12 protein-coding genes are annotated in these 20,109 nt (G+C 63.9%); 6 read left to right on the top strand and 6 right to left on the bottom strand.

What is annotated here, in order from left to right; all coding sequences use genetic code 11:
* Positions 1 to 10: 10 nt before the first annotated feature.
* Positions 11 to 2,974: a sensor histidine kinase gene (locus HKW67_RS00365; RefSeq protein WP_171223500.1), complete on the bottom strand. Its 2,964-nt coding sequence runs from the start codon at positions 2,972 to 2,974 to the stop codon at positions 11 to 13.
* A 1,211-nt stretch (positions 2,975 to 4,185) separates the two neighbouring features.
* Here HKW67_RS00365 and HKW67_RS00370 point away from each other — a divergent pair.
* A complete protein-coding gene (locus HKW67_RS00370) occupies positions 4,186 to 5,895 on the top strand; it encodes a DUF305 domain-containing protein (RefSeq protein WP_206044553.1) in 1,710 nt (569 codons plus the stop codon).
* Between the two features lie 99 nt (positions 5,896 to 5,994).
* Here the strand turns inward: HKW67_RS00370 and HKW67_RS00375 are convergent, their stop codons facing one another.
* Both HKW67_RS00375 and HKW67_RS00380 read right to left on the bottom strand, forming a co-directional pair.
* Positions 5,995 to 6,363: a DUF302 domain-containing protein gene (locus tag HKW67_RS00375; protein ID WP_171223501.1), complete on the bottom strand. Its 369-nt coding sequence runs from the start codon at positions 6,361 to 6,363 to the stop codon at positions 5,995 to 5,997.
* Positions 6,364 to 6,439: 76 nt separating this feature from the next.
* Complete coding sequence (locus HKW67_RS00380) at positions 6,440 to 7,030, bottom strand: general stress protein (RefSeq protein WP_425486228.1); 591 nt, start codon at positions 7,028 to 7,030, stop codon at positions 6,440 to 6,442.
* 52 nt (positions 7,031 to 7,082) lie between these two features.
* On the opposite strand from HKW67_RS00380, the gene HKW67_RS00385 reads away from it, so the two are divergent.
* The 5 genes from HKW67_RS00385 (at position 7,083) to HKW67_RS00405 (ending at position 15,019) form a co-directional block, all read left to right on the top strand.
* Positions 7,083 to 7,259, top strand: a complete 177-nt coding sequence (locus HKW67_RS00385) for a hypothetical protein (protein WP_171223503.1) — start codon at positions 7,083 to 7,085, stop codon at positions 7,257 to 7,259.
* A 370-nt stretch (positions 7,260 to 7,629) separates the two neighbouring features.
* Complete coding sequence (locus tag HKW67_RS00390) at positions 7,630 to 10,491, top strand: sensor histidine kinase (RefSeq protein ID WP_206044554.1); 2,862 nt, start codon at positions 7,630 to 7,632, stop codon at positions 10,489 to 10,491.
* Between the two features lie 260 nt (positions 10,492 to 10,751).
* Positions 10,752 to 12,380, top strand: a complete 1,629-nt coding sequence (locus tag HKW67_RS00395; protein ID WP_206044555.1) for a VOC family protein — start codon at positions 10,752 to 10,754, stop codon at positions 12,378 to 12,380.
* A 288-nt stretch (positions 12,381 to 12,668) separates the two neighbouring features.
* Entirely contained in the window at positions 12,669 to 13,145 is a 477-nt protein-coding gene (locus tag HKW67_RS00400; RefSeq protein WP_171223506.1) for a ferritin family protein, read from the top strand.
* An 881-nt stretch (positions 13,146 to 14,026) separates the two neighbouring features.
* A complete protein-coding gene (locus HKW67_RS00405; RefSeq protein WP_171223507.1) occupies positions 14,027 to 15,019 on the top strand; it encodes an alpha/beta fold hydrolase in 993 nt (330 codons plus the stop codon).
* Positions 15,020 to 15,247: 228 nt separating this feature from the next.
* Here HKW67_RS00405 and HKW67_RS00410 read toward each other — a convergent pair whose 3' ends face one another.
* From HKW67_RS00410 to HKW67_RS00420, 3 genes are all read right to left on the bottom strand, one after another.
* The gene (locus tag HKW67_RS00410) at positions 15,248 to 15,445 is read right to left on the bottom strand and encodes a hypothetical protein (RefSeq protein ID WP_171223508.1); all 198 of its coding nucleotides are present in this window, start codon (positions 15,443 to 15,445) and stop codon (positions 15,248 to 15,250) included.
* 136 nt (positions 15,446 to 15,581) lie between these two features.
* A complete protein-coding gene (gene dps / locus HKW67_RS00415; protein ID WP_206044556.1) occupies positions 15,582 to 16,172 on the bottom strand; it encodes a DNA starvation/stationary phase protection protein Dps in 591 nt (196 codons plus the stop codon).
* 220 nt (positions 16,173 to 16,392) lie between these two features.
* Positions 16,393 to 20,031 (bottom strand): DNA polymerase III subunit alpha, encoded by a 3,639-nt coding sequence (locus tag HKW67_RS00420; RefSeq protein WP_171223509.1) that lies wholly within the window; start codon positions 20,029 to 20,031, stop codon positions 16,393 to 16,395.
* Positions 20,032 to 20,109 lie beyond the last annotated feature (78 nt).

A 20,109-nucleotide genomic window follows, 5' to 3' on the forward strand; every position in this document is an offset into this window, starting at 1 on the left:
TTGGCGAGCGTTAAATGCGTCGCGCCTCGGATCCGGTGAGCGGACCTCTGGCATAGCGCACCTGAAGCGAGACGGCCGTGCCGGCTTCCGGTCGACTGCGCAGCGAGAGTTGCCCACCCATCCTGCTCGCGCGCTCACGCATACCGAGCACGCCCCAGTGCCCCGATGGTTGTTGCAACGCGCCCAGGTCTCCGCCGATTCCATTATCACGTATGGTCACGTGCAAACCCCGCCATTGGTAGTCGAATTCCATGACCACCTCGGAGGCCGCTGCGTGCTTCCGGACATTTGTGAGTGCCTCTTCAACGATACGGAGCGATTCCGCATGCGTAACCGGAGAGAGTCGACGCGTTCGGCCGCGTAGGACCACACGGAACTCCGTCCCGCTATTCGCCAGGATTCGTTCCGCAGCACCATTGCATGCCTTGACAAAGTCTTCCTGTACAACTGAAGGATGGCGAATGTCAAAGACGCTGTCGCGGGCCTGCGCGAGGGTCTGGTCGATTAAAGACAGGATGCGATCGAGCAGCGGCTGCTGAGCGCCGGACAGTGCCAATCGTGTCGACGCAGCTTGCAACTGCAATGCAATGCCACTGAACCCCTGAAGCAGCGAGTCGTGAATCTCACGTGCCATGCGTGAGCGCTCCTCGCGGATTGCGACGGAGCGCGTATAGAGCACCGAGCGGTGAGCCCCGAATAACGCGATGGCGAGCGCAACGCCTGCCGCGACGAGGAACCATGGTCGCCGATAAAGCGGCGCGAGCACCTCGAAGTCCGCAACTGCTTCCGCGGTGCTCCATCCGCCGTTGCTCGCGCGTCCAGTCACACGAAATCGATAGTTCCCCGCCGCAAGACGGGTATATGACGCAACGCGCTGCGCGCCTGCATCAACCCACGTCGTATCGTATCCATCGAGGCGGAAGCGAAAAAGCACGCCCGGTCCATTCGAGAGGTCTACCCCAGTATATCGCAGCTCAAGTCGGCGCGCGGCCGGATCGAGCGTGAACGCTCCTGACGGCACTGTAGAGCCGTCCACGAGAATCTGTTCGATGTGCATGAGTGGCAGCCCGCGCGTTTGGCCATCTCCCGCCACACGCATGGGGTCGACGCGGACGATACCGTGCCCGGTCGCGAACCAGATCGTGCCGGCAGCGTCCTTGAAGGACGCCGGGTGAGGCCATGCCGTCGGATCTCCGCCGGCGAGGCCCTCGCGCAGAGGATAGCTAATGGCGCTACCCAGTGTGGTCGTCCGGCCGTCGGCGGCGGCAACGAGTTCGCTCAGGCGGATACGCGTCAAGCCACCCAGCTGCCCGAGCCAAACGTTCCCGACCGAATCCAGCTCCGCGGCTCCGATCCAGTTCTCAGGCAGTCCGTGAGCGGTAGTGAGCAGCGCGGGCCGCCCACCACTCACTCGCGTGAGTCCGTCTGCGGAGCCTGCCCAGAGGGTGCCAACAGGAGCCTCGAACAGCACGACCGTCCGCCGAGCGCCGTTCGCGGGGATCGCCACTTCGCTGAACCCGACCTCGTCGACCTTGCCTCGCACGATCCCGCTCTGCGTTGCCACCCACAGCGTTCCGGCGACGTCACGCACGATTCGATGGATAGCGTCGTCCAAGAGCCCGTCGCTAACGGTGACCGGACGCACTTGCCCGTTGCGCCACCTGTACAGGCCATGCCAAGTGCCGATCCACAACGTGCCGTCCGGGTCCTCGAGTATATCGGTGACGGGGGGGAGGCCCGCCATGATCGGAGGACCTACATTCGTGCGGTCTCTCTCGAAGCGCGTGACGGAGCCACCGAGATGGCCTGCCCACACGCTGCCGTCGCGTGCCCGAGCGAGTGCAGTGACCCGATCGGATCTACGTACGGATTCCGCTTGTGCGAAGCGTGCCGCGTTGGCGTCAACGGTGCCACGAAAAAGGCCCCCGGTCGGCGGTGCAAGCCACGTGCGGCCGGTACCGTCGAGTAGGATGCCGCCTGGGAGCTCGGTCGGGAGACCGGATCGTGCTGTAATGATGCTGAATGGGATTGGCCGAAGGCGATTGAGACCATCACGCGTGGCGACCCAAACATTGTGGTCGTGATCGATCATAATGTCGATCACTCGATCGTCGGATAGGCCCTCCTCGCGTGACACGTGTTCGAAGGAGCGACCGTCGAACCGATACAGTCCCGCGCCTTCCGTGCCGACCCACAGCGAGCCGTCCGCACCGACAGCGAAGCACGATACCGCTCCCATCGCTGGTTGTCGCGGTAAGGGAAAGCGCCGAATGTGTCCTTGGCGCCACTGCACGACCTCGGTTGCGGTACCGAACCACACAGAGCTGTCACGTGTCGCCACTATGCGCGTGACTTCGTCAATGCCCAGGTCGCTCAGAAAGGTTACAGCAGACATGGAGTCACCGCGTAGCCGGTGCACACCCTGCCGACCCGCGGCAATCCATATGTCACCGACCGCATCGACGGTCATGCTGCTGCCGAGCGATCGGGCTGCCACACCGGGCACAGCGCGGAGTCCGTTGTCCAGATCCACGTGGAACAGACGCCCAAGTCGCGTGATGGCCCAGACACGACCCGATGAATCCATCACAGCCGCGTTCACCAAGTCGGTCGCGAACGACGGATCCGTCGCACGTGACGGGAGCATGCCGCCCCGGTACGCCATCAATCCGATGTCGGTTCCGACCCAGAGAACGTGCTCTGCGTCCTCAAGGAGCGGATAGGTCTGAAGCCGAGGACGACCACGAAGCGCTGGCGTGTTCGCACCATCGATCACGGTGAATCTGGCCCCGTCGAATCGCGTGAGCCCCGCCTGCGACGAGAGCCAGAGATAGCCGTCGCTCGTCTGCACCAGATTCGATGTAAACGCGAGGCGAACGCCGTCTTGCGCCCGCCAGACGTCTAACTGGTACTTTCCGAGTACCGGCGTCAGTCCCTGACCCGCAACTGGACTCGAGGAAAGGGTCAGCGACATCGCGAGGAGCGAGCGTAGTCCACGCCTCGCACCTCCGACATTGCCGATCAAGATAGCCGCATTGTGCCACCGATCCGAATTCACTTGCGGATATTGCCGCGCTATGATCAAGAGCGCAAGCGCGCCATTCTTACGTGTGTGGTCGGACGCCAGATCATGAGTCCGAATCGACAGCAGTCCCGAGCCCGCGAGCTGGTCGAGTGATTCGCTCCGACCCGCCAGACGGAAGGCGCCTAGATAGGCCGGAAACGAAAGAACGCCGAGGGAACGGAGCTGTCACCGTCGCTTGCTCCAGACGAGTTCGGTTCGCTTTGCTCTTCAAAAAGAGCACAGATTCAACAGCTCATGAGATATTGCGAACGACTTTGGCCGAATTGCGAGAGATTGACCGGTCGAATTCTGAGAGAGCATCCAACCGGGCAGGCGCGATGGGCTCTTGAGCCGCGGCAGTCGCCGCTCGCCGTTCGCCTGACTTCGGGGGCAACTGGTGTCACCGTCGGGTTGAGGCCGATGCTACGTGCCCCGCGTGTCGAAGGAGCGCGATCGCGGGAAATCCTCGGCATTCCCGGTGAGGAGTCGGGAGTGCTCGGCCGCACGACGGCGACCTCCTCGCGCACGAATTTGTGCGGCTGCAGTTGAATACTACCCCGACCGACGATGGCTGCCCCCGCGATTCCGAGGGAGTGCGACGCGACGATGTTCGCCCGATAGGCTTCACCACCGATTGTGGGGGAGCGGGTTGGACGCCACGGCATGTGCGCGTGTACCCGACAGTGGTACGCGATGATATACCGTTTTGGTGACGCCAGGCCAGCGGAAAACGCTTACGGTCAAAAGACGTTTTCGAGCGAGGCGAGCGCCGGGCAGCCTATTCGCGCACGACGCGGGCACAAGCCGGTCGGGACGCGATGAATGCCCCTTGCTGACTGGCTACACGTCGAAGCGTATCAACTACCCCCATGCTCGCCGAGGGAGGCGACACAATGCAGATATTCACCGCCGGGCGCGCGTGCTGCTGCGCCATCGCACTGTACGCGCTCGTCCCTAACGCGAATGTCGGTGGGCAATCCCTCGACGCTGGGCTACGCACCGTACCAATAGACTCCCCGACCAAAGAACGCCGCTGCATAGCGGCCGGGCCGCGCGTGTCTGACTCGCATGCGGCTAGAGCGATCACTCGGAAAGCGTTTGTAACGTCGCTGCAGCCGTGCATGGCCAGCATGCACAGCGGAATGCACACCGCACTGATGCGCGTCTCGAATAGCGAGGACAGTACGTTCGTCGAAGCGATGATCGCACACCATCGGGGCGCGATCGACATGGCGCGGCAGCTCCTCGTGTACAGTCGGGATTCCGCCCTCCGCGTGTTCGCGCTGGGCATCGTGGCCGAGCAGCAGGTCGAGGTCACGCAGCTCGAACACTGGTCGGCGGCGGGTGCTCGGGCGGCGCGCTCTTCGGCAGCGCTCGACAGGCGAGTCACCACCGAGCTGCCGATTCGCGCATCGTCCAGCGCCGCGCATCGCGCAGATTATCAACGCGACCGTGTGTACACCGCTGATCAGGTCTCGAACACCGTATCAGTGATCGACCCGTCGACGAACCGACTGCTCGGGCAGCTGCGCTTGGGAAGCGAACGCCTATCGCCACTGCCCGCCGCCGGCTTCATGCTGAGTGCGCTGTACGGCGGTGAAATCAATGTGCACGGCCTTGGATTCTCGCCGGATCACCGATGGCTCTCGGTGGTGTCGACGGCTACCAATGCCGTGACCATTGTCGAGACAACGACGAACCGCGTGAAGGGCACCGTCTATGTCGGTCGGAATCCGCACGAGGGATTCTTCAGCCCCGACGGGCGCGAATTGTGGGTGAGCGTACGAGGAGCGAACTACGTGTCGGTCATCGACCCGGTCCGGATGCGTGAGGTACGCCGCGTCGTAACGGCGAAGGGGCCGAGCATGATCGTATTCCGACCCGACGGCCGAGTTGCGTTCGTGAACCACTCTTTCACGCCGGAGCTGGACGTTATAGACGTCCCGTCCGGGCGCGTGCTCGCGCGAGTGCCCGTGGTCAGTCCGTTTTCCCCGGACCTTGTGATTACGCAGGATGGTGCGCAAGTCTGGATGACGCACAAGGACGTCGGCAAGGTGACCGTGGTGAATGCGCGCACGTACGTCGTCGAGGGCGTGATCGAGACGGGTCCGATCACGAATCATGTCACGATGGCGGGGCCAGGCGGTGGTACGCGCGTCGGTGGCGCGAGCGCTGGTGACTATGCCTACGTCACCGTGTGTACGGAGAACGTGGTCAAGGTGTACCGTCGCGACCGTACGCTGGTCACGTCGATTCCGGTCGGCGCGTGTCCGCACGGCATCTGGGCCTCCGGCGACGGGTCGCGCGTTTATGTCGGGCTTCAGCAGGGTGACGGTGTCGTCGTGATCGATACGCGGACGAATTCGGTCGTTGCGCAGATACCGATGGGGCAGTCGCCTCAGGCGCTCGTGTACGTCCCTGACGCCGTGCCGACTGGGGACGGTACGCAAAACCTCACTCAACCAGCAGTCGCACGACGGCCGGTCGAGATTTCACTCTCGGCGCCCGACGGACGTGCATCGTCATGGGGCCGTGTCTATATGCGCTCGCTGGGTCCGATCGATGGCATCGACGTGAGCGTTCGCGGATTGTCTCCGGCAACGACCTACACGTTGTATCTCATGGATGAGGACAGTGCCTACGTCTCTTCGAGCCTTCCACTCGCGACCGTCGTGACCGATGCCAACGGTGGCGCTGCGCTCGTGGAGGCGGTCACCGCGGCGCCGCTGCCGGAAATCTCCGAGACGTCGGGGCGACGACTGGTGCTCGTCGAAGGGGTCGCACCCAATGGACCTACCGCGTTGACTTCACGCGTGCCTCGTGGGCGCTGAACGACGGTAGCACACCATTCGTGCGGCAACGGTGCCGCGTGTGCAAAGCTCAAGACGGCAGGGGCGAGGAAACGAAAGCGGTGCGTTGCTCGCGTTGCGCTATGCCACCGCGTGAAGGCACAGCTCGTGAATGATCTGCAAGCCCGCAGCTTGCGAATCGGGTAGCGCGTATCGGTCCTGAAGCTCGGCTGGATCGACGTAGCTCAGCCACACGTTGGCGTCAGCATCGGTCCACGCGAGCGCACGCAAGGGCAGCTCGAGTCCGGCCAGCGGGGCCGCCGCGAGTACCGGCGTGCCACCGCGCGGGTGACCGAATACCAGTTGCGCCATAGGGGAGAGCGTGAGGCCGGCTGCGGTAGCGTCGTGCGAGAACTCGATGCGCGCGAACACAACCAGCTCGCGGGCCACCACGAGTGCGGAAAGCCGGTCCAGCAAATCGGGAACCGCGTACGGGCTCGGCAATGTCACGATCACTGAAGTCCTCGAATTGTCAGGAAGGAGTTGGAAGATGCGGCCTAAACGGCGCGATGCACCGCGGCATGACTCAGCTTCCCGGATCATTCAGCCGCGCGGCGGCGTGCATATCCAGCCGTTCAGCGCCGGTTTCCGCCAGGCTTGTGCGCGCGCGACGCACATCCGCACCGGGTCCGTGGGCGACGAGCAGGTGTCGATCGGCGTGTACCGCCGTCTCATACCGCATCGCCGAATGCTTCGGGATGCCGATTCCATGGAGCGCAACGCCAAGTGCAGTGAGACCGCCAGTGAACGCCGGTCCCGCCGCGCCGTTCGCGAGCGCGCCGACGAGCGGCCCGAGGACGATGATGTGGCATAGGAGAGGCACGAACAGCAGTGCGGAGTCGAAGAGGATGCCGTTGAGCGTCCCCCAAGACGCCCCCTGCTTTCCTCCAAACGTGACGTGATCTCCGGTGTTGTAGTAGCCGAGCACCTGCTCGTCGGTGTGGTCGCCACGGCCGACCATCGAGAGACGTCGCATGTCAAACCCGTCTCGTGCAAGCGTCCGCACCGCACGCTCAGCGCTGCCTTGCGTTCCGTAGATTGCAACAACAGCATCGTGTGCAGCGATGCTGAATGCGGGTGTACTGGTTCCGCTTGCGGCCGCCGCCGTCTCCTGCATGTGCCTCCCCGCTGCATTGCGTAGACCGTTATGCGATCGCGATAGCGCCGTCGTGCCCCGTGCCCTGGGACGGAATCATGCGTTCGGGCGCATCGATATCGCGTCCGCTGAAGGGGCAGTCATTGCGTATGTCGTTCGGATGATTGCGCAGGCGAAGCCGATCTCGATGCCAGACGACATTCGCATGCGGCAGATGGCCAAGGCAAGCAGTCTCCGGTTGCCGCGGTAGCCCTGTAACGAATGTTCGGCTCTCGTTGTGTTGACGGTACGAAGTGCATCAACGCGGCGAATGGTTCACTCCGCTACTGGCGGCGCGGTCGGGAAGCGGAGTCTTGCACGATATCACCCAAACGTCGCACTCTTTAGCGATGCGCAATCGTGTCGGTTGTCTGTGCGCTCGTGCGCTCCGGCGGGTGTTGGTGGTGGCAACGTGCGCCGCCGGCGCGCTCTCGCTACCACGGACCGCAGATGCGCAGGCGCCTCCGCTACGCCGCTACCATCATACGGTCTGGCCTTTTGGTGAAGCGCCGCTCAGCGCGACACCGTCGATCAGGCGTTCGCCCGATGGCTACCTCTGGGGGAGCGCACACAATGGGCTGGTGCGATTCGATGGTGTGCGTTTCATGGTGATCGACGGGACGCGCGAGCCGGCGCTACGCCTCACGGGGCGCGCTGGTCGCTCATTCACGCCCCGGCACGTCGATCGCGAACATCGCCTGTGGATCGTGCGGCCCGACGGCGGACTCGTCACCTATCGCAACGGTGTGTTTCGTGTTGCTTTCGATCCGGTTGTCGGCCACGCCCGTTACACCGACGTCTACGAGGACGGCGCCGGTGGAATTTGGGTCGAAGCGGATTCGGCCGGCCGTCAGTGGATCCGGCGCCTGCAAGGTGAGCACCTTGTGCCTGGAAGTTGGCCCGCAGGCGTGCCCGACTCCGGCGTGACCGTCACGCGGCCGGATACCGCTGACGGCCTGTGGGTCGGCACACGCACACAGGGGATCTGGCACATCACGCCGCGCGGGATCCGGCACTTCGACCCGCCGCCGGCATCGTCGGGACTTGCAAAACCAGAACGCTCGGTCTACCCGGAGCTTCAGGCCGCCGATGGCACGCTGTGGGTTTCCGCGGCCGCAGGCCGTGGTGGGCTGCAGCACCTGCGGGCGGGCGTGTGGACGCCAGTGCATCTCGACGACGATCCGCGCGCGCTGTCCATCGGCATGGTGACGCAGTCCCCCGACGGCACCGTGTACATCGCGAGTCGCTCGGCCGGCGTCCTCGTCTGGCGTGATGGCCACCTCGAGCGCCGGCCGCCGGGGGATGGTGCAGCCGGCATGGTAGTGCAGGATATCGTCGCCGACGCCGATGGAACGATCTGGGCCACAACGGACCTCGGGCTCGAACGATTCCGTCGTGCCGCGTTCATGACGCTCGGTCGGCGCGACGGTGTGCCTTTCGATGCGCCGTACGAAATGGCCGGCGACGCGACTGGCAGCATCTGGGTCCGCGATCGTTCCGACAACGTCTACCGTCTCCATGAGTCTGGAGCGCGCGCGGCGCCGGATTCACTGACGGGTCAGCGGATGCCGTTGCCGCCTGCTTTGCGATTCCAGCTACTCGCAGCGTCGCGAGGTAGCGTCTGGCTTGGGCTGACGGGAGGAGGCCTCGCGAGGGTGGACGGGAGCGGAACCACCCGTGTTTTTCGTGGTACCGATCTTCCCCCAAAGCGCATCTGGGCCGGCGTCGAGGATGCCGACGGAGCGCTCTGGTTGAGTACCGCCCCGCGCGGCTTGGGCGTGCTGCGCAACGGACGGTACGCTCCCGTTCTGCTGCCCGGTCTCGGCGACAATGCGAAGGCGATCTTCGTCGCGGCAGATTCCCAACGCCGCGTGATTGCCGCCGATGAGCAGATGCCCGTCGCCTATGCTGTCTCGTCGTCGCGCGCACCGATGCGTCTCGATTCGCTTACGCCGCTCAGAAAGCCACTCGAAGCGGTGGCTATCGAGGCAAGTGACACGCTCTGGGGCGTCGTGTTGCCGAAGGGAGGCGGACCGGATGCGCCACCGACGCTGGTCCGGCTGGCAGGCGGCAGGGCGGTGGAGGTCCCGCTCCCTGGTCCGGTGCCCGGTCTCACCGGCTTCAACGTGATACTCTCGGTAGCGCACGACGCACTGTGGTTTGCCAGTGGTGGCGGCGTCGGGCGCTTTCCGCTCCCGGCGCTGCACGCGGCAGCCAACCGCGGGCTCGTCGCGCCAGCACCGCAGACGTTCGGGCCGCCGGATGGCCTCGTGTCACCACATCTCACGCTGTACGGTGTCGCGCGTATGTTCCGCGCGACGGACGGGCGGCTCTGGCTTGCCACACCTGGCGGGCTTTCCGTGGTCGACCCAGCGGCCGTGCCGGTCAACGACACGCCACCGCCCGTGCATGTGGAGGAGGTCGTCGTCGGCGCACATGAACTGGCGGCGAGCGAGTTGTGGCGCATCGCACCCAACCCCGACCGCATCGAGATCCACTACACGGCAGCAAGCCCGCGCATGCCCGAACGAGTGCGCGTGCAGTACCGCCTAGACGGCGTGGACCGAGACTGGGTAGATGGTAGCGTGCCACGCACGGCGACGTATACACAGCTTCGGCCCGGCGCGTACCGTTTCCGCGTGCGTGCGTGGAATGAGGATGGCGTGCCGAGCACAGGAGAGGCTGTGCTCGCTTTCACCGTGCTGCCCGCCTGGTACCAGACGCGCTGGGCGCTTGCACTCGCCGTACTCGCCGCGGGTGCTGTCGGCGCGGCGGGCATGGGTGCTGTAGCCCGAACGCGGCGGCGCCGCGCGGAGGCGGAGTTGCGCGGCAGGCTCGCCGAGCGCGTTCGCCTGGCGCGCGAGCTGCACGATACGCTGCTCAGTGGCATGACGGGCATCTCGATGCGTCTCGACGCCGCGGCCATCCGAGCCAGCGGTCCGCTCGGCCTGGACGCCTCCGTGCTCGGGGAGATGCGGACTTTGGCGCGGAACACGCTGGTCGAAGCCCGCGATGCCGTGACGGCGATGCGGAACTCTGCAGACGATCTGGTGCCACTCTGGGACCAACTCGCCGACGCCGCGCGGCGCACGTTTGCCGACACCGAGGTCGACGTGCGCCTTGAGCGCGAAGGCACGACGCGCGCCTATCCGCGCGACGTCGAGGCGGAGGTCGTACGAATCGCGACCGAGGCGCTGGTCAACGCGCGCAAGCACTCGGCGTGCCGCAGCGTGAAGGTGCGGTGGGTGGATGACCGTCGCGGCCTGCGTGTCAGCGTGACGGATGACGGCTCTGGGTTCGACCAGCGAGACGCTTCGCTCAACGGGCATTGGGGGCTGCAAGGAATGCGCGAGCGGGCGGCGGCGGTCGGTGCAACCCTCACGATCGACAGCCATGTAGGGCGCGGCACCGATGTCGTCGTTTCAATTCGGGCGCCGGGATAAGGAACGCCGTGTGTGTCGTCACCGTGTGTGTCGCCACCGTGGGGCTGGCGAGGTCGCGGCGGGCGCCGCGTCGCTCTGTCCGCTGAAAATCGCGAAGGCTCCACCAAAATGGATGGCAAAAGATCACCCGTCCGAGGGATGCGCCCCCGACGCCGTCCAAACACCCTTTCACCGCAGAAAGAAGTGCACGGGGGGAAGCGCGTTAGTCAACGACTGCACGGACGGGGAATACGATGAACAAAGTTCTGGGAATCCATCACGTGACTGCCATCGCAAGCGATCCGCAGCGTAACGTGGATTTTTACGCAGGCCTCCTGGGTCTTAGGCTGGTGAAGCGCACCGTCAACTTCGACGATCCGGAAACGTATCATCTGTACTACGGAGACGACGTCGGCTCGCCAGGTAGCATCATGACCTTCTTTCCGTGGCCCGGCGCGCGGCGGGGTCGGGTGGGTTCCGGGCAGGTTGCCATGGTTGCGTTCTCGGTGCTGCCATCGGCGATCGACTTTTGGTTGGATCGACTCACCCGTCATGGTATCGAACACTCGGGGGCGTGGGCACGGTTCGACGGCGGTGAGGCGGAACTCGTGATCTCCTTCGAAGATCATGATGGAACGATGCTCGAGATTGTCGGGCACTTTGGCGCCGCCAATCGACGGGGACGCCTCGGGGCCCCGGGGATTCCTCCCGAGGAAGCACTTCGGGGTTTCCATGGCGTGACGTTGTGGGTGAGCGCGCACGAAGGGACTGGTGCGACGCTCGTTGAAACGCTCGGGCTCACGATGATCCGCGACGATGGCGAGACGCGGCGTTACCTCACCGCCGGCGAAGCGGGGCAATTTGTAACCGTGCACGCGCGAAGCGGAGGTCGAGCCGGAATGTCAGGCGCCGGCACCGTTCACCACGTCGCGTGGGCGGTAGAGAGTGACTCCGTGGAGCTGGAAGTGAGGGAGCGAGTGGAACGGGCCGGACTATCGCCCACTTCGGTCATCGATCGCACCTACTTTCGCTCGGTGTACTTTCGCGAGCAGTCGGGCATCCTCTTCGAGCTGGCGACCAACCAGCCAGGATTTCTCGTGGACGAACCGATGGACACGTTGGGAGAGCAGTTGATGCTTCCGCCGCGGTATGAAAGCGCACGCGAGGCGATCGAGTCGGTATTGCCGCCGCTCCATCTCGCCCCCCCTCAAGGGACTGCGGCACTCGATGCCGCCGCTGCCGGCGGACCCGAGGACGTCAGTGCCGATGCGCTCGGCTTCGCACACCGATATCTGCCGCCCACCGCCGGCGCCGAGTCGGTTGGAGCAACTACGCTGTTGCTGCTGCACGGTACGGGAGGGGATGAGGAGGACCTCATCCCTCTCGGGCGCGAACTTCTGCCGGGCGCCGGGCTGCTCAGCCCCAGAGGTCAAGTGCTCGAGAACGGTGCTCCACGCTTTTTCCGACGACTCGCGGAGGGCGTTTTCGATCAGGAAGATCTTGCTAAAAGGACCGACGATCTCGCGGTGTTCATCCGTCAAGCGATTGTGAACTACCGACTCGAGAAAGATGGCGTGATCGCGGTTGGATTTTCCAACGGAGCAAACATCGCGGCAAGTCTGCTGCTAAAGCATCCAGGACTACTCCGCGCGGCGGTGTTGTTGAGTCCAATGATTCCATTTCGGCCGGACAAGGACGTGGACCTCAGTCGAACGCCAGTGTTCATCGGTGCCAGCCGGGCCGATCATATCGTGCCACCGGACCAAACGACCGCACTGGCGAGCATGCTCAGGGACTACGGCGCGGAAGTCATGTTGCACTGGGGGAGTGGTGGTCATGCGATTACGCAGACGGAGATAAAGGCCGCGGGCGAGTGGCTTGTGGGCCAAGTGACGCCCAGTGGGGTGTAACCCCCGTAAAGGCGGCAGAGAACTCTATCGGCGGCCGCTGTGGCGCGGCAGACGCTAACGAAAGTGCTTGACGCTCCCCCATTCGTGGTATTCGAGGACTCGTAGAAAGACGGACGCGCACGCCGAGCGGAATCGCCAACATACGAGGCACTCTTCGAGCGGTCCGCGCATTCCGACCACACAGAGGAACGTATGGCGAGCCTTGGTATCCTGAGCACTTGGGAGTCGGCGCCAGTTGGCCAAATGCGGGATGATTTTGGTGGATTCCGACAGAGCGGAGTTCCGCCGGTGGGTGGCTCTGTAGGGAGCCCTCAGGTCATCGGCCTGCTCAGCGAACGCCTACGCGACTGTATCGCATTGCAGTGGAACTGCAGTCAGGCGCGCTCTGTCATCATATCCCAGGCTTCCAATGGTTTGCGCGAATTGTCGGAGGAGGTGCACGGCGCCGTGCTCGCCTATGCGGACTTGATCGCAGAACGAGTCGAGGAGCTCGGGGGTGTTGTTGACGGCACGATCTGTGGTGTCGAGGCGCGCATCACTCCCTTTCGCTCGTCTGCCGCCGATCGGGGCGCCTCGGCGTTCTCGAGACTGATGTCTGACGTGCTCTGGGAGTTCGATCGGTCGACGCGGAGGAGTATCGTGACCCTGAATATGCTGGGTGATACCGTCTGCGTCGATTTGATGCTGGAGGTCGCCAGCGGAATTGATCAGTGGAAATCGCGCATAGCCGCGCACCATTCCTCGGGGAGTGCGGGAGTGGCGTGACCATGGCTCGGTCAGACGGGCGCGTCGTCAGCAGATGGAGCTATACGACGTCGTGCAAACCACGCCTTCTGCCGCCGCAGCGACGCTCAATGCGAACTGGCACTTCAGTTCGCGCGATTATCTCCCGCCGCGATACCTCACTGGCCGACAATCCTACTACCCCACACGGGTGAGCGAAGAAGTACCTGAATGATGGACGCGCGGCAAAGTGCGACTGCCGATCGTACATGCACGGCCGCATAGCCTCGCAGCAGCGTCGCGCGGAAGTATGCGTCATTCACCCAGGAGGAACCTATGCCGGCACAGAATAGTCGTGACCGCAACTGTGGACGCGCTGTCGGAGCGTCGGCGTGGCGAATCCCGCTTGCCGACAGAGCGATCGCACGAGGGACCGTTCAGCCGGCGCCGACGTGCAGGGCGCATCACACTCGTGCACCACGTTCAGCACACGGAGGAACGCCCAGTGAATGATATGGCATCATGCGCGGTTTCTCGACGAGACTTTCTCGTGAGGGTGGGCGCGGTTGGTGGCGCCGCATGGCTGGCCCTGCGGAGCCTGCTCGCGGCGGAGCGAATGCTCGGCGAGGCGTTGGCGCTGTCAGACGGACCTGGTCAAATCATCCGCAATGCCGCGGCGACTGATCCAATCCAAGTGCAGGCCCTTACGCGAGACTATCGCGGCAAAGCCGACGATGATGTTCGACGGGGCGTACGGCAAAGAGATCATAGGGCCGAACTTCTTCACGCGTCTCGTATACAAGGGCGTGTAGTACGATCGCACCATCCGCGTGCGCTCGCAGCAACCCATACAAGAGGATCTCACAGTGCCACTCATTCACGCGTCCCCACGGTCGCTCCGATTGGCTGTGCAGTCAGTTCTCATGCTTATCGCCACCGAGCCCTCGTTCCCCCTCGTGCAGTCGCTTCGGGCGCAGGCCGCTTCCGTTGCGAATAGCCGAACGTCTGCGGCCGCAGTCGTCAGGTATAAGACGGTCAGCATCGACGGGCTCGAAATCTTCTACCGTGAGGCTGGCCCGCCGACGGCCCCGGTGATTCTGCTTCTCCACGGTTTTCCGACGTCGTCTCAGATGTTTCGCAATCTCATACCGGCCCTGGCCGACAAGTATCGCGTGATCGCGCCCGACTACCCGGGCTACGGGCAGTCAAGTATGCCCAGCCATGAGAAATTTCGGTACACGTTCGCTAACCTCACCGACATCACGGACAAGTTTACGCAGCGGCTCGGCCTATCGCACTACGTGCTGTACGTCATGGACTACGGTGGTCCTGTAGGCTTTCGCCTGGCGTTGGCTCATCCCGATCGCGTCGACGCGTTTGTCGTTCAGAACGGGAATGCCTACGAGGAGGGGCTTCGTGACTTTTGGATTCCTTTCAAAGCATACTGGAGAGACTCAACAGCCGAGCACCGCAGTGCTCTCCGGAGTCTCCTGGCCAGTGACGCTACGAAATGGCAGTATCTCACTGGTGTCCGCGATACAGCTCGGATCAGTCCTGACAACTGGACCATCGATCAACGCCTCTTGGATCGGCCGGGCAATGACGAGATCCAGCTCGACCTCTTCTACGACTACGGCTCGAACGTTCCGCTGTATCCGCAGTTCCAGTCGTACTTTCGACACTATCAGCCGCCAATGTTGATCGTGTGGGGAAAAGACGATCCGATCTTCCCGTGGCAGGGTGCGATGCCGTATCAAAGGGATGTAGAGAACCTTGAGCTCCATCTTCTCAACACGGGACACTTCGCACTTGAGGAGAAGGGCGACGAAATTGCGGCGCGCATCCGCGCATTCCTGCCGAAGTATCTCAAAGGGAAGGCTGGCGCCAGTCGAGTGAGTAGCTCTACGGCACGATAGTGGCGATGGCATAGGGAGGTCCTTGCCGTTCGCGATCGATGACCCGCACGTTCACGTACGATGAGCAAGCGCTTCGCGTAGATCAACTTCAACTGGGAGTGCGGTATGTCGACCCATCGTTTCAGCGACACAGCCGGCGACGACGAAGAAGCGTCTCTTCGTCATCGAGTCGAAGTCGAGATCGCAGATCGATTGCGTAGCAGAGGTGTGCGTCTGGTCGGCGGCGAGTCAGCCGCGGCCCTCGCCGACCTGCTCGAAGCCGTAGAGCAGTTCGAGACAGTCGTTGAGGCGAGGGGCGGCGACCTTATGGTTGACGAGTCCATCGACGGTCGCCCTCCCATTGCCCCGGACAATCCAGCGTTCGTGTTGCCGGCGCGAGAGGTACACGAGTCTGCGGAAGCATACACGCGGCGAGTGCTCGAGCATGCAAGAGAGCTCCGGCGACACATCAAGCATTGATCGCTCAAACGACGATTCGCGGCGCAGCTACTGCCGACGTCAAGCAATTGTCCAGGTTCTCGCCGCGCCAGTCATGATAATTGAGCGGCGAGCTTCGACGACATCAGCGCGCCGCGTGTCCCCCTTCGTGCTGCTCGTGTGCCTCCACGAACCACAGCCAGCGGTCCACCCCGCGGGCCACTTCCGTAAGCACGTCCGCGCTTACGGCGTCTTCCAGCGCGTTCATTTCTTCGATGCCGATGCGAGCAGTCCGGCCGAACTGCGACAGTGAATCCGAGAGCGCTGCCACGTGTTGATGGCCGGCGGACAACGCGCCAGGATAGTCGATGAGCTCGGAGCGTTGAGCGACCTGTTTGACCGTGCCATCGGCGACCCCGCCCAACTGGACAATGCGTTCTGCGATCAGGTCGCCATAATCGAGGACCGACGCGTGAATGCGGTCGAACAGTTCGTGCAAGCTGAGAAACTTGTGCCCCTTCACGTTCCAGTGTGCGTGCTTGCAATGACTTTGAAGATCGATGCATGCGGCTAGGCGCTGACCAAGAAGGCTTACCACCTCGGATCGCGTAGACGCTGGGATGTCGAGCTTCGTGCTGAACGGGAGTAGGTCACGCTCCGACTGACCGTCGCTCGATACCATCGAGGTCTCAACGACACCACGAACGCCAGCCGCTGACACGGTTTTCTGAGACATGGATTCACCTGATGTAGTGAGGGGACGGACGTACGACGACACTTTTGGCGACGCCTGCTGACTATTTCGTGAAAGCTGTGAGTGCCGCGACGCCGGCGCATCCTCCATTCGGTGAGTATTGCACTACCTCGATCGGGTGCAGGTTGCATCCCGCGACGGTAGCGTCGCGGGCCATCAACCGCATGCTCTTCGGCGGGCACGCGGTGGCCGCGTGGGACGCCTACCGGTAGTTGTGCCCCTTTACATGCTGCTCGCCGCCACCGAGCTCCAGCGCCTTGAACTGTTTGGCGCGCACATTCACCACATGCTGTTCTACCTGCAGCGTGCCGCGAATGAGCAGCATCGGTGAGCGGGAAATGAGCAGCGCATGTTCTTCGAAGCGATCGGGGGTGATCACGATATTGATCATCCCCGTTTCGTCTTCGAGCGTGAGAAAGACGAATCCCTTGGCGGTGCCCGGGCGCTGACGACAGATCACCAGGCCGGCCACGGCCACGCGCTGTCCATCCTTGCCCTGTTCGTGCGCTTCACGGGCCGACAGCACGCCGTTGGGTGCCAGAATGGGGCGCACATGCTTCATGGGATGCCCGGCCAACGACAGCCCGGTCATGCGGTAGTCGGCTTCTGTGAGTTCGATGGGTGTATAGGCCGGCAATTGCGTGGGCACGGGCTGCGCCTCAAAAGGCGCCAGCGGCAACTCGGGACCACGGGTGGAGGCCATCACTTCCCAGAGCGCTACGCGCCGTCGCCGTTCGGCCGGTTCGTGCGCGAACATGCTGTCGAAGGCACCGGCTTCGGCCAGTCGTCGCCACGAGGTCTTGTCGAGCGACACCCGACGCACAGCGTCTTCGACACTGGTGAACGGACCGTGCACCAACGCCGCTTCGAGCGCGCGACGGGCCTTGGCGCCGAGTCCACGTACGAGTCGCACCCCCAGGCGCACGGCTACCACATCGCGCATGGGTTGCGGGTCGATCTGACGACCCCAGCGCACCACGCCATCGTTGGGCACGAGCACGCGTCCGTCGGCCATTTCGAGGGCGTGATCCCACGTACTGCGCGTGAGATCGACCGGTCGCACTTCCACACCGTGTCGCTTGGCGTCTTCGATGAGGGTGCCCGGCGCGTAGAAACCCATCGGTTGCGCGTTCAGAATGGCCGCGGTGTACTCCGGCGCGTAGTAGTGCCGGAGCCAGGCGGTGGCGTACACGATGAGCGCAAAACTGGCCGCATGACTTTCGGGGAAACCGTAGTCGGCGAAGGCGTTGATCTGGTTGTAAATGCGACGGCCGGTTTCTTCCGGGATGCCGTTCTTCGCCATGCCGGCGATCAGTTCTTCGCAGATCTGCGCCATGCGTTCACGCGAGCGCTTGTGCCCCATGGCGCGCCGCAGTTGATCGGCTTGCGTGGGCGTGAATCCTGCGGCAACGATCGCCACCTGCATGCCCTGCTCCTGAAACAGTGGCACGCCCAGCGTGCGCTTGAGCACCTTCTCGAGCATGGGATGCGGATAGGTGACCGGCTCGAGTCCGGCGCGCCGTCGCAGATACGGATGTACCATCTCGCCCTGAATGGGCCCCGGCCGGATGAGCGCGACCTCGACCACGAGATCGTAGAAGCAGCGCGGTTTCAACCGCGGCAGCGTGTTCATCTGCGCGCGACTCTCGATCTGGAAGAGCCCCACGGTATCGGCGCGACACATCACGTCGTACACCGCCTGATCGCTCATGTCGAGCTGCCCGAGATCGATCGTGGTGCCGCGCGTGTGCCGGATGTACAACAGACAATCCTGCACCACGGTGAGCATGCCGAGCCCCAGCAAGTCGATCTTGACCAAGCCGACGGGATCGAGATCGTCCTTCTCCCACTGAATCACCGTACGCCCTGGCATGGAGGCGGGCTCGATGGGCACGATGGAGCCCAGTGGCTCTTCGGTGAGAATGAACCCGCCCACGTGAATGGAGCGGTGACGTGGCAGCTGGTGCAGGCCGGCCACGACGTCAGCCAAGCGACGCACCCGTTCGTCGTTGGGGTCGAGACCGGCGCGCTCGAGTACCTCGCGGCCACTGGCGGTGTCGCGCGTGGCGGTGGTACGGTTACGGCGTTCTTCGTGACTCTCCGTTTCACTCGGGCGGCTGTTGTCACTGCCCTTGGCCAGCGGACCGAGTTGCGCGCGGGCGTCGGCCGCGATCTTCCGCTCGGCCTGCATATCGATGACCTGTGCCCACGTGCCGTCGCGGTCGGTGGGGCCCTTGGGGGCGCGCTGGGCGGAACTTTTCGTTTGTGACTTCGTTTGCGTCGACGCCACTTTGCGTGACGCCTCACGCACCACGCGGGCCTTGGTGGTGGCTTCGGTGCCGCCGATCATCTGTTGACCCAGGCGGTCGGCGTCGGTGGTGCCTGGTGCGGCAGGTGGTACGGCAGCCTCGCCTTCGGGTGACGGTGTATCGACCCGCAATGCATCAGCCGTGCTCCGCGCACTGAACCGATCACTGAGCGACGCCAGCATGTCGCCCTGCTGCACCGAGAAGCCCAGCACGCGCGCCGCGTCGCGCACGGCGCTGCGTCCCCGCCAGGTGATCTGCTCGCACACCATAGCCGCGTGTTCGCGGCCGTAGCGATTGTACACATACTGCAGCACGCGCTCGCGATCGCGGTGCGCGAAGTCGATGTCGATATCGGGCGGCTCCTTGCGTCCTTCGCTCAAGAACCGCTCGAACAACAGCTCCATGCGAATGGGATCGACCGCCGTGATGCCTAGGCAGTAGCACACGGCCGAATTGGCGGCGGAGCCACGGCCCTGGCAGAGAATCCCTTCACGTCGCGCGAAGCGGACGATGTCCCACACGGTGAGAAAGAATCCGGCGAGATCGAGCTTGCCGATCATCGCCAGTTCGTGCGCGAGTTGGGTGTCGTGCTTAGGCGTGCGCGACGTGTTCCAGCGTTCGTAAGCGCCCTGTTCCACCAAGCGCGTGAGATACTCCTGCGCGCTGATACCGGGTGGCAGGGGAAACGCCGGCATGGATGGCTTGAGCTGTTCCAGCCGGAACGCGCACCGTTCGGCGATGGCCAGCGTGGCCTTGACGCCTTCCTCCGCGCCACGCCATCGCTGATAAATGAGTGACGGCTTCTTGAGCGCCCACTCGGCGTTGGGACGCAGGCGCGTGCCCATGGTGTCGAGCGTGCGTTCGTGTCGCAGCGTGTTCAGCACATCGTGCACGATGCGCTGTTCCGGGGTGGCGTAGTGCACATCGTTGGTGACCACCCACGGCACACCGAGCTTGGCGGCGAGTGGACGCAACTGCTGCACAAGCGCGCGCTCTTCCGGCAGACGATGATCCCAACATTCCACCGCGAGATGCTCGCCGAACACGTCGCGCAACTCACCGGCCGCGGTATAGGCGTCGTCGGTACGGCCCTCGGCCAGCAATTGCGGTACCCAGCCGCGCGGGCAGCCGGTGAGGGCCATGACGCCCTCTACATGGCGCGTCACGAGCGCCCACGGCACACTGGGGGTGCCGCGATCGCTGTCCATGCGGGCCCGCGTGACCAGCGACGCGATGTTGCGGTAGCCGTCGCGCGTTTCGGCGAGCAGCACCATGTGGGTGCGTCGTTCGGCGCCCGGGTTGCCGATGTCGGGCATGCGCACGGTGAGCTCGACGCCCAGGATGCCGCCGATGCCGAGCGTTTCGCAGGCGGTGCCGAAGCGGACTACCCCCCCCATCTCATCGTGGTCGGTGATGGCGAGGGCGGGGTACCCCAGTTCGGCGGCACGCTCGGCCAGTGACTCGGGGAGCGAGGCCCCGTCGAGCAGGGAAAGTGCCGAGTGGCAATGGAGTTCGACGTACTGGTTCGGCATGGGATACCGAATATACACCGAAACAGGGGATTCCGGCGAGGACCGGAAAGCGGGCACTTCCGCCGCCGTCCTGCCGTT

The organism is Gemmatimonas groenlandica, from assembly GCF_013004105.1.
Lineage (GTDB): Bacteria > Gemmatimonadota > Gemmatimonadetes > Gemmatimonadales > Gemmatimonadaceae > Gemmatimonas > Gemmatimonas groenlandica.

Bases quoted from the DNA above. Each gene is read 5' to 3' on its own strand.
- HKW67_RS00365 (WP_171223500.1), bottom strand. From the start codon at position 2,974: ATGTCGCTGACCCTTTCCTCGAGTCCAGTTGCGGGTCAGGGACTGACG.
- HKW67_RS00380 (WP_425486228.1), bottom strand. From the start codon at position 7,030: ATGCAGGAGACGGCGGCGGCCGCAAGCGGAACCAGTACACCCGCATTC.
- dps (WP_206044556.1), bottom strand. From the start codon at position 16,172: ATGTCTCAGAAAACCGTGTCAGCGGCTGGCGTTCGTGGTGTCGTTGAG.
- HKW67_RS00410 (WP_171223508.1), bottom strand. From the start codon at position 15,445: ATGCTCGAGCACTCGCCGCGTGTATGCTTCCGCAGACTCGTGTACCTC.
- HKW67_RS00405 (WP_171223507.1), top strand. From the start codon at position 14,027: ATGCTTATCGCCACCGAGCCCTCGTTCCCCCTCGTGCAGTCGCTTCGG.
- HKW67_RS00420 (WP_171223509.1), bottom strand. From the start codon at position 20,031: ATGCCGAACCAGTACGTCGAACTCCATTGCCACTCGGCACTTTCCCTG.
- HKW67_RS00370 (WP_206044553.1), top strand. From the start codon at position 4,186: ATGGCCAGCATGCACAGCGGAATGCACACCGCACTGATGCGCGTCTCG.